We start from the raw sequence: 15,249 nt of genomic DNA, 5'->3' as shown, positions 1-15,249 counted from the left end.
AACAATGAAAAAATTCTTTTTACTATTAATGGCTGCAGCAACCTTCAACGCAAATGCAGCACTCATTTCGATTACAACAGATAAAGACACTTATAATGTTGGCGAGACAATAATGGCCACGGTTAGTGCAACTGATTTAATCGACGATAACGCGGTTCAAACTTACTTCTGGGGGTATGACGTATCTATATTTTTTGACACACTGTTTGTAAGCTTTGATCCTTCGACAATAATGGAGTTGGGTGCTTTTGGCGGACTGGCTGCTGGACCGCTTAACTCAAGTACTAGTGATCTCGTTTCACTTACCAATGGGGTACTATTTGTTGATATGGAGCCAATTCAAAAGGGGAAAGATGAAATTGCTCTTTTCTCGTTTGCCTTGGTGGCCTTAAGCGATGGTTTGGTCGAACTTTCATTTTCTAAAGCTGAATTGTCAAATAACATTGGGTTTAGTTTACTTCTAGATACTCCTCAAGGCACAAGCTTTGAAATAGCTCAAGTACCCGCACCTGGTACCTTTGCCCTATCGCTTCTGGCGTTAGGTGGTATGTTTTTCGCTCGTAAGCGTGCGAAGTCATAAACCTTAAATGCTAAAAGTTGAAGCCCAGCCAAGTGCTGGGCTTTTTTATGTCTCTTGCTATTTACATGCGGCTTTAAATGAACCACACTGAATAAAAATACAATAAGCGCGCACCATGTTAGAGACTATTTCTTTTTCTCAACGCCAACGACTGGCGTATATCGATTTCTGCCTTTTGTTTAAAGGGGCCATTCATCGCCAAGATTTAATCAATCGTTTTGAAGTGGGTTTATCGGCCGGCTCTCGTGACTTTACGCTGTATAAAGAACTCGCGCCCGATAACTTAATCTACGATCCAAGGGAAAAACGTTATTTTCAAACAGAAAGCTTCGTTCCGGTATTTGAGCACGATGCAAAACGTACCTTGGTAAAGCTCGCCAACGATATATCGGACGGTTTCGATGCGATTGGCGATGTACATTTCCCGGTAGAAAGTGCGTCTTCGCTGAACGTACCTGATATTTTTGTGGTAGCGAAAGTAGTACAAGCCATAGTAAACAAAAAGGCGATGAGTGTTATTTACACATCGCTGTCTAGTGGCAGTGGCGCACGTGAGCTCGTGCCACATAGCATCGTTGACAACGGCCAGCGCTGGCATGTGCGAGCCTTCGACAGAAAGTCACAAAGTTTTCGCGATTTTGTGCTTACAAGAATTAGTAAGGTAACGGTTAAAACCGAACCTGAAACTCACGAATGCATCGAGAACGATGAAGAGTGGGGAAGGCTTATTTCTCTTGAAATTGTGCCTCACCCGAAAAATATAAAATATTCTACGGCTATAGAGCTCGACTACGCTATGGAAGAGGGTGTGTTGACCTTAGAAGTACGCGCAGCCATGGCAGGGTATTTGTTAAGGCGTTGGAACGTTGACTGTACGAAGCATGCCAGTTTACGCACCGGTGAATACCAGCTTTGGCTTAGAAATCAGCAGAGCCTAGCAGACACTGATAACCTTGCCATTGCTCCAGGCTATGTAGGCGAACAAGAGGCTTATACAGCTTAGGTACTGTTTACATGCCTTATAATTGACGTTTGGTAAACCTATCCCATAAGCCCAAGCGTCGTTACTAACTTATGTATCTTTTAATCGTAGCGAGTAGGGTGTCTTTGTCTAAGGGCTTGGAGAGGAAATCGTCCATGCCCGCAGCTAAGCACTCTTCTTTATCTTCTGCGAATGCATTTGCGGTGAGTGCGATTATTGGGGTGTTAGTTTCCAGTGTTTTTCTTAAAATTATTGAAGCTTCGATACCGCCCATAACTGGCATATTGCAATCCATAAGAATAACATCGAAGTTATGACGTTTGGTTACTTCAACGGCATCGCGGCCATTTTTAACATGCAAAAATTTATAGCCTTCTGTTTGCAATATAGCTTTAACAATCTCTGCATTAATTTCGTTATCTTCGGCCAATAGTATTCGTTTCTTTTTATTAAGCTCTTGAATCTCTTGGCGGCTAACAGGTTTAGATTCAATTAACTTACTTAAATCATTTTCCAGTTCACGTCGGTTGATAGGTTTGGCATGAGTTTTCCAAATACTTTTGAGTATTTCGTGTTCGTCTTCCAGTCTTTCTAATTCAGCCGAAATCAAAATCACTTTAGGAAACTTAGGCGGTGTTAACTTCTTAAGCTGGTGCAGTAAGTCTACGCCGCTCATTACTGGCATAGAAAGGTCAAGAATAATGACATCAAAACTAAAAGGTTCGTCATCTAAAAATGCTTTTGCACTTTCATAGCTACAAGGCTCAATCGACATAGATGCAACGATGTGCTCAAAGTATTCGCGACTGGTTTGTAAATCATCAACGATGGCACAGCGCAAGTTAGCATTAGGAACAATTTCAATGTCTGGTAGGTGTGCCTCTTTAGCCGACATCGTGAAGCTGAAAGTACTGCCTTGGCCTGTAAAAGAGACCACATTTATGTCGCCACCCATTAAGTTAGCTAGCTGCTTTGCAATGCTAAGTCCTAACCCCGTGCCACCAAATTCTCGTGTTGTAGATTGATCGGCCTGTTCAAACTTTTGAAAAATGTTTTCTAGCTTAGAAGCGGGTATACCAATGCCTGTATCGATAACATCGAAAACAAGGCGATTGCCGTTTTTATGTTTAGTGTGTGTAACTTTTAGTGTTACCGAACCTTCGGTCGTAAACTTAATTGCATTACTTAGCAGGTTGTGCAAAATCTGTGCTATTCGCGTTATGTCACCTTTAATGACGTGGGGAAGGTCAGCATCTTTCAAATAGTGAAATTCAAGACCTTTGCGCTGGCAATAAACCCGTTGTAACGACACCACATCATCGAGTACTTGCAATAAATCAACAGGGGCCTGTTCTATTTTTATTTTGCCGGCTTCAATCTTTGATATGTCGAGAATGTCATTAATCAAAACCAATAGCTGCCGGCCGGCTGTTTTTGCCTTTTTCAAGTACAGGTTGCTTTTTTCCGGGTTATCGATCGCCAGTTCAATCATGCCAAATAAACCGTTCATAGGCGTACGTAACTCATGGCTCATGCTTGAGAGAAATTCTGACTTTGCCTTACTGGCTTTCTCTGCCTTATCTGCGGCTTTTTGTGCCAATTCTCTCGAGTGCTCTAGCGAGTAAATAGAGCGTTTAATCTGTCGCTCCATAGGAAAAAAGATGAACGCAGCTTCAATGCTTAATAGAACAAGTGCTGCTAGCCAAAGGTACATCTCAATAGTAAGAACGGTATCCACACGTGATGTTGCATCCTGCTCAAATTGGTTCACAACATTGTCTAGTTCTTGTAGAAGCGTCGTAAGGTCTTCAACTGGCATAAGGGAAGAGGTTTCGCAACTTGCATTGCTTAAGACGGCCTCGGTTTTATCGACGAAGTTTTTGACTTTTGCATCTAGCTGCTCTTGCTGAAAATAAGTGTTAAAGATTTGAATAGGCAGATGTTCTAAAGAGGTAAGATACTTATGATTCTGTTCAAATTTAGCAAGGTCTTGTTGTAAGTAGCCTAATTCTTTGCTGTCTTCACACAATGTCGATGACGCTGCTAGCATCGCGATCCGTTGCGATAGCATACGCTGCTGGCCTGCAATATTGATAATTTCTCCATCTTGCTTTTTTTCGTTAATTAATCCAGAAAGAATGAAAAAAGACAGGGTAATTAGCGACGCTGTTAGCGCTAAAGCAACGATATATCGAAAACGTATGGACATAAGGTAAAGAAATTCATAGTGGTAACTAAAAGATAATAGATGCCAACTAGTTACGCAAACTGATATGAGAAATAGTTAGATTAACTTTCGTTGCTTAGGGCACTGCAACAAATATTTCATAATCTGACCAAATAGCCCGATTTTCATTAAACAGATATTCAATAAGCTCAGGTTTTACGCAGGCTAGGTTGTTCCCGTTACTTGCATCAATCTCCTTAACAAACCCTTGTGTCAATAAAGCTTCATTTTGGTGTCAATTCACTGTCACTGAAATGTCACAAATGTCATCCACACTTTTTGCCCGCTAAGACCGTTTACCGAGGTGAGATTTTCGCTTGCCTCTAATCAATATAGAAAACAACTATAAGCAAGGAACCACAATGAAAAGCGAAACTCTTCGTGGAATAAAGTATTCAGCGATAGCTCTAGCTGTAACTCTTGGAATGACAGCCTGTTCACTAGAAGGTGATGACGGCGAAGATGGCGTACAAGGCCCTGTGGGAGAGCAAGGCCCGGTAGGAGAACAAGGTCCAGTAGGTGAACAAGGTCCGCAAGGTGATACAGCGGGCACGCTAACACGTATTGCAACGGTTCCGCTTGGTGCAGAAGTTACCGGTATTTTCTTAACTGATGAAGGCGACCTTTTCTTTAACGTTCAGCACCCTTCAGGCACCAATGCTGCGACTACTAGCGTTAACGATATGCCTATAAACACAGGTACTGTAGGTGTACTTGCAGGCGCTAACTTTAATAACTTGCCTATTACTTTGCCAAATTCTCCAGTACCTAGCTCTGACGAAGAGAAAGAGCTGGTTGTTTCTGCTATCGGTCAGTATCAAGTGCTAGGTCAAACCGGTGACACCTTTGGTTCTGACCTACCAGAAGGCTTGGGCCATATCTACACACTTGATGGTGAAGAGTTAGTGTTAGAAAACGATATGCCTGACTTTAACGGCTTTATTTCAACTGCCGAAGGCGAAGGCTATCTTTTCTCGAACTGGGAAGAACTACCTGGCGGTATGAGCCGCATGAAAGTAGAAAAAGATGAATTCGGCATGTGGGAAGTCACAGAAGCGATGATGCTAGACTTCTCGCCAGTATGGGGTACGGCAGCAAACTGTTTCGGCTCGATGTCTCCTTGGGGCACGCCGCTTACCTCTGAAGAGTGGGTAGTTGATTCGGCGGTGGATACCACAACGTCACCTAACTGGAACAACCCAGAAGCAGTATCTACAGATGCACGCTTAGGTCGCATGTGGCAAATGACAGCACCTGATGCACCAAACCCTTACAACTACGGCTATATTGCAGAAGTAACAGAGCCACTGGCTGATGAGCCGGTGATTGTTAAGCACTTCACGATGGGTCGTTATGAGCACGAAAACTCAACAGTAATGCCTGATGGAAAAACCGTTTATCTTTCTCAAGATGACACTGGCGGCGTGCTGTTTAAATTTGTCGCTGATACTGCAGAAGACTTATCTGCAGGTACGCTTTACGGCGCTAAACTAACTCAAGATGCAGGGCAGAATGACCCAGCAACAACGGGGTTTGCTGTTGAGTGGGTTGAGCTAGCTAGTGGCGATAATATGACTATTCGCGCATGGATTGACGAGTACAACGGTATTGGTACCGACGATTACGTAGATGGCCAAAGCTCTTATATCACAATGGCCGATGTTCAAGCATGGGCAGATGGTGATGCAACTTACCCAACGGTAGAAGAGGGCGGTTCAAGCGTTACAGCCGGTGAGCCAATGGATGACCGTGTTGCATTCCTAGAAAGTCGTGCGGCGGCTCGTCTTAAAGGCGCAACGGCAGAGTGGAGAAAACTGGAAGGTATCTCTATTAACCAAAAACGCGCGCAAGAAGCCGTAGAAGGCGTCGATACCATTGAAGGTGAAGTTGTCGAGAATGCATACCTTTACATAGGCATTGCAGATATCGACAACACAATGATCGATGATGAAGGCGATATGCAGCTTTCTGCCCGCGTTAAAGATTGTGGTGGTGTTTATCGCGCCAAGCTGGAAGAAGGCTACAACATTTCTCGCATTGAACCTGTAGTGATGGGCGGTACGTATCGTTCAAGCCTAACAGGCGCAGAGCGTTGTGACGTTGAGCAGCTTTCTCAGCCAGATAACGTTGTTGTAATGAACGACGGCCGTATTCTTATCGGTGAAGACGGTTTCCAAGAAAACAACACGCTGTGGATGTATGAACCAGCAGATAAATAAGTTTTCTTTTTAATTTAAAATACGCCGGGTGTTTACGCGCCCGGCTTTTTCCGTTGTGACGATTATGAAAATACTAAAAATAATTCCAGGTGCAGGTATTCTGCTTTCACTAATTATCAGTGCAGGGTGCACTGAAAGCTCAAGTGCTGATTTAATCAATCAATCTAATACCGGCGTAAGCGCGAGTACTTACCCTACAAATGGGAACGGGCCTTCATCGGCTCAAACAGACGGCGATAGCGCACATTCCTACCCATACCAAGAAGGGGACGATATTCCCGCTCTTGCCTATATTGAACATGATGAAGTGTATAACCCTGAGTCGGTGATCCCTCCCCAGTGCTATACCAAAACAGAGGGCGTAAATAACCCTTGTTACGCATGTCACCAAAGTTATGATTCGATAGAAAAGCGCCCTAACCAAATGGGTGATGGTACATTGCAGGGTAACTATGAATTTTCCGATGTGGGGCTAACAAACAGCTGGAAGAACCTGTTTATTGACCGAACGTCGCTTATAGCGGGTATTGACGATGCCACAATTAAAAAATACGTAGAGCAAGACAACTACACGGCATCAGTAAAAAGCAACGCAATGCCAGAGTATATGCGTATTGAAAACCTGAGCTCTGCTGATAAAGCCTTTGATGGCGACGGTTTTGCTAAAGATGGCAGCGGATGGGTATCATACAATTACAAACCTTTCCCAAGTACTTTCTGGCCGACCAACGGGTCGACGGGTGACGCTATGATTCGACTTCCGGAAAACTTTCAAACGCTAAATGGCGACTACAACAAAGCTATATACACATTGAACCTAAGCCTAGTTGAAATGACGCTTAAGGAGCTTAATAAACTAAGCGTAGCGCCAGTAGATGAGACTGCCATTAATGTAGACGTTAACCAAGACGGTAAGTTGTCGCCATCTGTAACTGAAATTGTTCGCACCTCACATTATGTGGGTGATGCGAGTGCGGTTCCTCTGGCCCGTATGCTTTACCCTGAAGGCACCGAGTTTTTGCATACCGTACGCTACATTGGTGTGGATGATAACGGGGATATTTATAATGCGCCGCGCATGAAAGAAGTGCGTTATATGAAAAAGCACATGTTTAGAAGCCGAGAAAGCCTAGCTTCTGCCTATTATGCTGAGGCAAAAGATAAGCATTTTGAAAAGCTGCCTCAAACTCGCTACCTAGGCGAAAAGGGGATAGACAACGGCTTTGGCTGGACAATCAATGGCTTTATCGAAGATGAGCAGGGTGAACTGCGTGCGCAGCACGATCAAGAGCTAGCCTTTTGCAACGGCTGTCATAAAACAGTAGGGTCTACATTTGACCAGACATTTTCATTTGCCCGTAAAGTACCTGGCGAAGCTGGGTGGGGCTATATTGATTTGCGTGCCATTGAAGATGTGCCAAATATTAACGAAGAAAAAGGTGAATACCTCACCTACATGGAGCGTGTAGGAGGCGGTGATGAATTCCGTCAAAACGGTGAAATGTTGGCAAAGTGGTTCGATGATAAAGGGATGGTTAACATAGAAAAAGTGCAGCGTGCTAAATCGGTGTACGACGTCATCACACCATCATCAGAGCGCGCTTATGCGCTAAACAAAGCTTACTTAACCATCGTTAAAGAGCAAAGCTATTTATTTGGTCGCGATGCCACGCTTACCGAGGCAACTAATGTTTTAAGTAATATTGATGCGGCGCAACCACCGTTAAAACCTGAGCATCGCTTCAAGTGGGATATGCGGCTTAACTGGCAGCAAGACAAAACGAGCACTATCGCAGACGCGCAATAGTGCTGGCATAGTTTGTTGAAAATGATGCTTTCGAACTACAACGGGTTCGCAGGCATTATTTCAAATTGAATTGGCTTATATCGAAAGTTGTTAGACTCGCCGGCAGAGCAAGCCGTTAACCCTACAATCATATCCATTTTAGCTTCAAATATGGTGTAGTCGCCGGCTTTCGATTTGGGCGGCAAAACAGCGATTTTACCCGTACTGTCTACCTCAACATTCATAAATGTATTGAAGGTTGTGCAAACATGGTGCTCTGGAATATCAAATTCAGCGAAAGCGGCAACTAAGTTACCGTGACAACCTGGTACTGGCTCTTCATTAGGGTAGAAGTGTTTGAAGGTGTCTACGCTACAAGGCGTTAGTAAAAAATCATGGTCTTCTACTTTATCTTCGATAATTTCAAACATGATGTTGCTTTGATTTGAGTAAAGTAAACTGCCTTTTTTAAATTTAAGGCTTTCGTTGTAATCTAGGCTTCTACCCGAGGAGATGAACTCGTCTTTATTATGCTCGTTAAAGGCATAAAGGTCGGCCACTTGTTCGCCTTCAGGGTCAATGACTTTAAGGCGTTCACCTTTCTTGATAGTAAATGCAGTACCGCTTCTTGGCTGTATAGTTTGTCTCATACTGTGCCTTTTATATTTTAAGAGTTAATTTTTTACTTGTTTAAAGGGGCATTCCCAGCTTTCTGAATGTTTTTTACCACTGTATTGATAAACTTCAGAACTTTCACCATGGTTAGCAAGCAATGGGTTTTTACTGCCGCAGTAGGCGGCATCACGCTTTCTGATATGATCTCTAAATGCTTCAAACTTCTGTTGTTTACGGAGCAGTTCAAACTGTTCGTGTAAATTAAACACAATTGCGGGATGAGAAAAACGTCGGCTCTTTCTAGAAGCATTTGGGTGCAGCCCAATCACGAAAAAGCCCTTCCCGCCAAGGCTTAAACTAAATTGTGCACTGTGCGGATCGCTTGATACTTTGCTATCCCAACTTTTTAAGCATGCGTCTACTTCATGAAGACGTTGAAGCTTTTCCCAGAGTACTTTATCAAACTCAGTTTCGGTAATGGTATCGGGCTGTTCGAACGTAACTACAAGTGAGGAGTACATATCGCGATTAAGCGTAAAAGCTTCCACGAATTTGTGAATTGAAGCCAAGATATCAGGTTCATTACTTTCGCAGTAGATATCGTCAAATTGCAGAACGTGTATTTGCTTCTTAGTTAGCGCCGATTTAGCGCCTACACAGGGGAAGTCACCTTCCCCTACAAATGATAAAAAACGGTGTCTTAGATCGGGTTTTAGTAAAGACATTCCATATCTCCCTACTTAAACATTACCGCCTATTTCTTTCACAGAAATTAAGCCGTGCTACTTAAACGCTCTTGATTTTTCGCTGGCGAATGAAAAGAAGTGAATTTAAATCCCGTAGAAGCCGTGGCAGCGCTTGAGCCGCTCGTATCTACATTGCTTGATTTATCTTCCTGCTCGGGCAACTGAATAATCTTCAACCCATTTTCTTCGTAGTTTGAATCGATAAAGCCTTTTTCCGCATAAGCGGTGAGTACTTCAGCGCAAGGGTAGAAGCCCCATTTCGAATGAAAGCGCTGCGCATTATGCACAAAGTCTAATAAGTGATTGACGGGACATTGATAATTGGGGCGCTGTGGTGCAAAAGTGCGCGTAGGCAATTGCTCTAACGAATAGCCGAGCGCCCTACAGTTGGTGAAAAAGTCTTCGTCGTTTAGTCCGAAACCCGCGTAGCCTTCATCGAAGCCGCCGGTTTTCTGAAAGTCTGTCTTACGAATAAAAAACACTGTAGAACAAATACTATCGTCACTAAACTTTCCATGATTATTTCCCTGATCTCTTGAAGGTATTTCGTTGTTATCTTCTTTCGGTAACGTTTCATCGTTACTTGCTAGATAACCAATTTGCTGTTCGTTTTTTGAAATAGTTGAATACGGCTTGTTGCAACGTTCCTTAGGTAAAAAGACGACGGAGGTAAACACCACTGTGTTGTCTTTTAATGCCAAAAGCCCATCTTTACAGAGCGTAGGTGAAATAACCGCATCAACGTTTAAGTAAACAAGGTTTTCATGCTTAGCCGCCAGCATTCCCTTATTTCGCGCTTTCGCAATTGGCAATTCTTCTTGGGTAGTGAACTTGTGCACAATATCGAATTTTTCGCTTTGAATGAGGGACAAATCAGAAGGAGGTGCCATCCATACAATAACAAGTTCATCTGGCGTTGGTGAGCATTGCTCCAACTGCGAAATCAAATTGCAAAGCTTCTCGGTTCTACTTTTAACAATAGTTACTGCACTTACTGGTGAACGCATACTCAACCTCCTTTGCTAACCTTTCTAAAGCCCTTGGCTAAACGGTGTACCTTGTACGTTATACTTTTGTATAAAGCAAAGAGTGCTCCAAAGTTGCAAGTTATTGAAGATGTGAGGTTTTTGGGTTTTCGTTTGCTGGTTTAACAGTAGTTAGGTTTAAAAGCGAGCAAGAGCTGCAAAGACAGAGAAAAATTTACAAACGAAAAAAGTAGGTAGGTTTAGCACTGAAGTAACTTTGAAAATCGGTCGTTCTTTCATTACTCCTTAAGAGTTTTGCTTTCAATACTTTTTTAGTTTGGAGTCAGCTCAGTTTGTACCCTATACCGTATACAGCCTGAAGCGGCGAGATTTCGTCATCTTGCATTAGCTTGTGGCGTAAGTTTTTCATATGGCTATCAATAGTGCGATTGCTAACGATACGACCGTCCACATAGCCTTTGTCCATAAGCTGTTCTCTGGAAAATACATGTCCTGGCTTTTCTATAAATGCTTTAAGCAATCTAAACTCAACCGGTGTGAGTTCTATGGTTTGGTCTCTTCGTTCACAGACATAAGCGTCTAAGTCCAACGAAATATCTTTAAATACTAGCTTTCTCGAGCCTTCATCTCTTATGTTATTCGTGGTTTGCGTTCTTCTTAAAATAACTTGTACCCGAGCTACAACTTCACGTGGAGAAAAGGGCTTGCATATGTAATCGTCGGCTCCTGCATTTAACCCAATGAGCCTATCTATTTCATCAATTCGAGCGGTTAGCATCAAAATAGGCACATTTGAAAACTGCCTAATTTGTTTGCATAAGGTTAGTCCATCTACCTCAGGCAACATACGATCAAGAATTACTGCGCTAAAGGTGTTTTCTTTAAGTTCAGAGATAACCTGCTCACCGCTATGTAGCACTTTTGTGTTGAAACCTTCTAGAGTAAAGAAATCTACAAGTATCTGGGCAATTTTCTCTTCGTCTTCAACAATTAAGACAGGATATTGAGTAGACATTAGATAACATTTCCCCTAATCGGTAGCGCGATTGATATTTTAACGCCTCCAAGCTCAGAACTCGCAGCGTTTATCGTACCCTTGTGCGCATGAATAATTGATTGGCTTATCGATAAACCTAAGCCAGCGCCTTCAGTACGCCGTTTTCTAGATGAATCCTCTCTATAGAGAGGGTCAAATACTTGCTTTTCATTGCCGGTGGTTATGCCAGGTGCACTGTCTTCTATGTCGATGGTGGCTTTATTTCCGGTTTCAACTAATGTTATCCGTACTTGGCCTGGAGAATCTGTGTATTCAATACTGTTGCTCAAAATATTTGAAAATACTTGGCGCAGGCGTAGAGCGTCCGCATGAACTTTTATATTGCTAGGAATGTAAGTACTCACGGTAATGCTTTTGGCCTTTAGAGCTAAATTAAACTGTGCCAAACTATCATTTAATAAGCCGCCGATATCTACCATCTCGAAATCGAAATGCATGCCTCCTATATCTGATAAGGACAACTGATATAAATCATTAACCAAGCGTGTTAAACGGCTAACTTCGTCTTGGAATGAAGCGAGTTGTACTTTATCGAACTGCCTGACACCTGCTTCAACTAACTCCATTTCACCAGCAAGTATTGATAGCGGCGTGCGCAATTCGTGAGAGATATCTGCCAACCATTGTTTTTGCGTAGCCTCATGTTTTTGTAGAGCCTCGGCAAAGGCGTTAATGTCTTTCATCAACACGCCAAACTCATCGCTGGGCGGCTGCCTGAATTTTACATCGTATTCGCGTCTAGCTAGTTGTTCGACAGCTTTTACTATCTTTTTAAAAGGCGATAAAAGTTTAGGCACGATGATCACCGCAGTAATCAATGAAACCAGTAATGCTAATGCGCCTACAGCGATAAATGATGTGCGCTGCTGTCGCATAAACTCTTGCGCCATTGTAGAGCTTGGTGAAGGTGGCAGATAGCTTTCCAATGCGCCAATCTTGCGACCTTCGCTAACAATAGAGACAGATACTTTAATATCTTGGTTGGTCACAGCGTCGCTAGGCATACTGCCTGCTATGAAGTTACTTTGTGAGTCAAGTAAGGTGGTCGGAGGGCCTATGTGCTGTTCATTTCGACTAGGTAGCTGATAGGCAAGCCTTTGTGGAGGATGCTGATTGATACCTCTATGTTCTTGGGCTCCAAACTTGGGCCCTCGCGGCGGGGGGCGATTGCTTTGGTGAGAAAATGCATAGGGCGATATACCTTCCCAGCTTCGCTCGTTCAATGCGTACTCTAAGGCGAGCATTTCTCCTAGCTGACTAAGCCGCTCTTTTTCCTGAGCAATAATAAATTTGTTGAAACCTTGTTCAAAACTCCAACGGGCAGTAGCGAGCGCAAGCATTAAAGACATGCAAGAAAACGCGAGTAAAATGATAGTAAGTTTATGAGATAACTTCATATTTCGAGTATAGCGACCTAGGGCCTACCTCTACAATATCCACAGCCTGATTAACCCTCAAATCATGGGTTAATACTCATGTTCTGCACTATTTCTGCACATTTAAATTCTATGATTTTAATTATAGAGCCGGTGCCATTTGCGGTCACTGCAAGTGGCACCGATTAAAGTAAATTTTGTATATATTTTGAATACAAAAGTAAGGAGTAGTAGCAATATGAATAAGACGGCAATTTTAATTGGTCTACTTAGTTTGAGTACCGCGGGATGCTTCGCGAAAGGCGATAGAGAACATCCAAGACAACCACCTCCAGAGGCTATAGAGGCTTGTGAAGGAAAAGCTGAAGGCGAAACCGTGTCTTTTGAAACGCCAAGAGGTGAAACCGTTGAGGGTACGTGCACGCTAAAAGATGAAACCCTTGTTGCGATGCCAGAGCGTCGACCACAAAGGTAATTTTAAATCCTTCCTATAATGCGGTGTTGTACGATGTTTGTTATGTCGTTTCTCACCGCGTATTTAGTACTTAATAGCTTTGCCCCCGATATAAATTTTGATATGCTTACCTAGTAGGTTAAACATTACATTTCAATAGTTTGCATATTCCTACAATTATTACTTAACACGTTTCCTTTCGAGTAAAATTCGTCTTTTAAAATTGGTGTTTACTCATTCAGAGTGTAGGTAAATCTTCAGCCTTACTTGTAACGTATTAATTTCTGTATTTCGTATTTTTCTTTGGTGGACAAAGGCTGTGGAATCACAATCGTCTGTAATTATTCGAAACTATGACAAGCAATCTCTAAAATTGGTTGATGTTATATCAGGTATCTCACCAAACGCTATGCGTAGAGTCTTCGGCGGTTGGATATTTTTTGCGGCTGTTGTTGGGGTTATTGTAAGTGTGGCACCTGATTTAAGCGCGCAGTTTATTGGTCTAACACTTTTTGTTCTTGTTGCTTTTACACTTATCATGTTCGGGCAAAGTAGAATAACGGAAGGCTGGCCTGCTATCATTTGTGACAATGATTATATCGGCGTGGTACGCGACCCTGTAAAGCGAGAGTATATTTGTGTACGCTCAGCTTTGGTTAAAGACGCTAAGCCTGCGCTGATAAAGCCCAATAAAAAAGCCATTGAGATTATGCTAGATAACGAGCAACTTCTTGCAAAGGATAAAGAGCTTCTCAACCAAGCTGTTTGGCCAAGAGAGCATAGCTTAATTGGTTTGGCACACTTCAAAAAGCGTGAAGAGGCTTGCGACAGCCTCATGTGGTGTGTAAAGCATCGTGGGGCTCGTTAAACGTCTTTGAATTGCATTATTCTTTGTCGGTCATTAACGCAAGTTCGGTATAAAGAGGGTAGTGGTCAGATCCCACCCCCTCTAACTTTTCAATGTTTACTAAACTAAAGTGTTTAGAGTGAAAAACGTGATCTAGCGGCCACTTCACTAATGGATACTTTGCGTGGAACGTATTAAAAAAGCCTCGACCTTCCCTAGGGTCTAATAGGCCGCTTATTTTCTTAAATTTCCTGGTAGTAGGTGACCACGCGACGTCATTTAGATCGCCAGCGACTATGATTGGACCTTCTGTTTTAGCAATTTCCTCTCCGACTACGGTCAACTCGATATCCCTAGGTTTAGCATAGGTATTTTCGGTTGGGCTTGGCGGTTTTGGATGAAGAAAATAAAGCAGTACGTCCTGTCCATGATGGTTGATTTTTACCCTCATAGAGGGAACATCGTCTTCTATCATAAAACGCAGTGTAGCCTCTTCAAATGGGATCTTGCTGTATAGATGCATGCCGTAAAGATTTTCTAAAGGGCAAAATTTACGGTAAGGATACTCTGACTCTATTTCGCTAATGCCCTTTTGCCACTTTTCATTAGATTCAAGAGTAACCAGAAAGTCGGGGTGTTTATTGCGCACATGCTCAATGAGTTTGCGAAAATCATTATTTGGCATATATACATTACTGGAAAGCACGCTTAGTTTGCGACTTGTGTCTTCATTACCCACGCGTTGTACTTCACGCTTGTAAAGAGGAGTGTAGGGGATTATCCAAACAACCTGGTAAATCAAGCTAACAATTAAACCTACTACCAAAATTAGCGAAAGGCTATTTAACGGGGCGTAATACGTTGCTTTAAAAGCATACCCAATAAGTAATAAAGAAATAATTGCTGCTATCTGAAGTCGTGGAAACTCCCACACCCTTACCAACCAGTGTGAAGAAGGTAGAAGCGGAGCCCAGCTTACAGCGATAAAAAAGACTGATGCAGCAGTGAGTGCAGTATCCATGTCTAAATGGTCCTTGAATAAAACTGACAAAACACATCTTACCTAAACCAAAAAGTTAGTTGGCTTGGTAAAGGTTATGTGAATGATGATAAAACAATAGTTATAATTACGGCGGTTTACTAAAATAAGTTTAACCTTACCTTTCTATTGAGCGTCAGTATCTGTGCATAGTTCTATGTATCTTTTTAATGGTAATTCCACCATGTTGTTTCCACTGTTTTATTTCCATAGGAACATTAAGTGGCAACTTATGAATAGCGTAATTTCCAAGGGGCATACACAATTTGCTTGTGTTAAGTAAAAAATTCTCGAAATCAGGCAAAGTTTGCAAACTTCAGAAGACCGATATAATT

Annotated in this window: 13 protein-coding genes; 6 read left to right on the top strand and 7 right to left on the bottom strand. The window is 42.5% G+C overall.

The annotated features are described in order from the left end of the window. Nucleotides 1–4: 4 nt before the first annotated feature. Nucleotides 5–580, top strand: a complete 576-nt coding sequence (locus PCAR9_RS11825; RefSeq protein WP_179983773.1) for a PEP-CTERM sorting domain-containing protein — start codon at nucleotides 5–7, stop codon at nucleotides 578–580. Nucleotides 581–695: 115 nt separating this feature from the next. Next, the gene (locus PCAR9_RS11820) at nucleotides 696–1,583 is read left to right on the top strand and encodes a WYL domain-containing protein (protein ID WP_179983772.1); all 888 of its coding nucleotides are present in this window, start codon (nucleotides 696–698) and stop codon (nucleotides 1,581–1,583) included. A gap of 64 nt (nucleotides 1,584–1,647) precedes the next feature. Here PCAR9_RS11820 and PCAR9_RS11815 read toward each other — a convergent pair whose 3' ends face one another. Then, a complete protein-coding gene (locus PCAR9_RS11815) occupies nucleotides 1,648–3,771 on the bottom strand; it encodes a response regulator (RefSeq protein ID WP_179983771.1) in 2,124 nt (707 codons plus the stop codon). A 380-nt stretch (nucleotides 3,772–4,151) separates the two neighbouring features. Between PCAR9_RS11815 and PCAR9_RS11810 the strand changes: the two genes are divergently transcribed. Beyond that, nucleotides 4,152–6,008: an alkaline phosphatase PhoX gene (locus PCAR9_RS11810; protein ID WP_179983770.1), complete on the top strand. Its 1,857-nt coding sequence runs from the start codon at nucleotides 4,152–4,154 to the stop codon at nucleotides 6,006–6,008. 64 nt (nucleotides 6,009–6,072) lie between these two features. Continuing rightward, a complete protein-coding gene (locus PCAR9_RS11805) occupies nucleotides 6,073–7,815 on the top strand; it encodes an Aq_1262 family (lipo)protein (RefSeq protein WP_179983769.1) in 1,743 nt (580 codons plus the stop codon). Nucleotides 7,816–7,850: 35 nt separating this feature from the next. Here PCAR9_RS11805 and PCAR9_RS11800 read toward each other — a convergent pair whose 3' ends face one another. The 5 genes from PCAR9_RS11800 to PCAR9_RS11780 form a co-directional block, all read right to left on the bottom strand. After that, on the bottom strand, nucleotides 7,851–8,444 hold the full coding sequence (locus PCAR9_RS11800) for a DUF1989 domain-containing protein (protein WP_179983768.1): 594 nt from the start codon (nucleotides 8,442–8,444) through the stop codon (nucleotides 7,851–7,853). Between the two features lie 24 nt (nucleotides 8,445–8,468). Continuing rightward, the gene (gene gntA, locus PCAR9_RS11795; RefSeq protein ID WP_179983767.1) at nucleotides 8,469–9,134 is read right to left on the bottom strand and encodes a guanitoxin biosynthesis heme-dependent pre-guanitoxin N-hydroxylase GntA; all 666 of its coding nucleotides are present in this window, start codon (nucleotides 9,132–9,134) and stop codon (nucleotides 8,469–8,471) included. A gap of 47 nt (nucleotides 9,135–9,181) precedes the next feature. Continuing rightward, nucleotides 9,182–10,162 (bottom strand): glycosyltransferase family 2 protein, encoded by a 981-nt coding sequence (locus tag PCAR9_RS11790; RefSeq protein ID WP_179983766.1) that lies wholly within the window; start codon nucleotides 10,160–10,162, stop codon nucleotides 9,182–9,184. 301 nt (nucleotides 10,163–10,463) lie between these two features. Further along, nucleotides 10,464–11,156, bottom strand: a complete 693-nt coding sequence (locus PCAR9_RS11785; RefSeq protein WP_179983765.1) for a response regulator — start codon at nucleotides 11,154–11,156, stop codon at nucleotides 10,464–10,466. Further along, complete coding sequence (locus PCAR9_RS11780; protein WP_179983764.1) at nucleotides 11,156–12,595, bottom strand: ATP-binding protein; 1,440 nt, start codon at nucleotides 12,593–12,595, stop codon at nucleotides 11,156–11,158. The genes PCAR9_RS11785 and PCAR9_RS11780 overlap by 1 nt, the downstream gene beginning before the upstream one ends. Before the next feature lie 217 nt (nucleotides 12,596–12,812). Between PCAR9_RS11780 and PCAR9_RS11775 the strand changes: the two genes are divergently transcribed. Together PCAR9_RS11775 and PCAR9_RS11770 are read left to right on the top strand one after the other, a co-directional pair. After that, a complete protein-coding gene (locus PCAR9_RS11775; RefSeq protein ID WP_179983763.1) occupies nucleotides 12,813–13,049 on the top strand; it encodes a hypothetical protein in 237 nt (78 codons plus the stop codon). A 298-nt stretch (nucleotides 13,050–13,347) separates the two neighbouring features. Then, nucleotides 13,348–13,896 carry a hypothetical protein gene (locus tag PCAR9_RS11770; RefSeq protein ID WP_179983762.1) on the top strand — a complete coding sequence of 183 codons (549 nt, stop codon included), beginning with the start codon at nucleotides 13,348–13,350 and terminating at the stop codon, nucleotides 13,894–13,896. Nucleotides 13,897–13,912: 16 nt separating this feature from the next. Here PCAR9_RS11770 and PCAR9_RS11765 read toward each other — a convergent pair whose 3' ends face one another. Further along, nucleotides 13,913–14,896: an endonuclease/exonuclease/phosphatase family protein gene (locus PCAR9_RS11765; protein ID WP_179983761.1), complete on the bottom strand. Its 984-nt coding sequence runs from the start codon at nucleotides 14,894–14,896 to the stop codon at nucleotides 13,913–13,915. Nucleotides 14,897–15,249: the final 353 nt, after the last annotated feature.

This window comes from Alteromonas macleodii (assembly GCF_903772925.1).
In the GTDB taxonomy this organism is placed as follows: Bacteria; Pseudomonadota; Gammaproteobacteria; order Enterobacterales; family Alteromonadaceae; genus Alteromonas; species Alteromonas macleodii_A.
The sequence above is the reverse complement of the archived record's forward strand: the minus strand, read 5'-3'. Positions and strand labels throughout refer to the sequence as shown.

What these genes read in the sequence shown, in the direction of transcription:
- PCAR9_RS11800 (WP_179983768.1), bottom strand. Translation starts at nt 8,444, where the DNA reads ATGAGACAAACTATACAGCCAAGAAGCGGTACTGCATTTACTATCAAG.
- PCAR9_RS11815 (WP_179983771.1), bottom strand. Translation starts at nt 3,771, where the DNA reads ATGTCCATACGTTTTCGATATATCGTTGCTTTAGCGCTAACAGCGTCG.
- gntA (WP_179983767.1), bottom strand. Translation starts at nt 9,134, where the DNA reads ATGTCTTTACTAAAACCCGATCTAAGACACCGTTTTTTATCATTTGTA.
- PCAR9_RS11780 (WP_179983764.1), bottom strand. Translation starts at nt 12,595, where the DNA reads ATGAAGTTATCTCATAAACTTACTATCATTTTACTCGCGTTTTCTTGC.
- PCAR9_RS11805 (WP_179983769.1), top strand. Translation starts at nt 6,073, where the DNA reads ATGAAAATACTAAAAATAATTCCAGGTGCAGGTATTCTGCTTTCACTA.
- PCAR9_RS11790 (WP_179983766.1), bottom strand. Translation starts at nt 10,162, where the DNA reads ATGCGTTCACCAGTAAGTGCAGTAACTATTGTTAAAAGTAGAACCGAG.
- PCAR9_RS11825 (WP_179983773.1), top strand. Translation starts at nt 5, where the DNA reads ATGAAAAAATTCTTTTTACTATTAATGGCTGCAGCAACCTTCAACGCA.
- PCAR9_RS11810 (WP_179983770.1), top strand. Translation starts at nt 4,152, where the DNA reads ATGAAAAGCGAAACTCTTCGTGGAATAAAGTATTCAGCGATAGCTCTA.
- PCAR9_RS11775 (WP_179983763.1), top strand. Translation starts at nt 12,813, where the DNA reads ATGAATAAGACGGCAATTTTAATTGGTCTACTTAGTTTGAGTACCGCG.
- PCAR9_RS11820 (WP_179983772.1), top strand. Translation starts at nt 696, where the DNA reads ATGTTAGAGACTATTTCTTTTTCTCAACGCCAACGACTGGCGTATATC.
- PCAR9_RS11765 (WP_179983761.1), bottom strand. Translation starts at nt 14,896, where the DNA reads ATGGATACTGCACTCACTGCTGCATCAGTCTTTTTTATCGCTGTAAGC.
- PCAR9_RS11785 (WP_179983765.1), bottom strand. Translation starts at nt 11,156, where the DNA reads ATGTCTACTCAATATCCTGTCTTAATTGTTGAAGACGAAGAGAAAATT.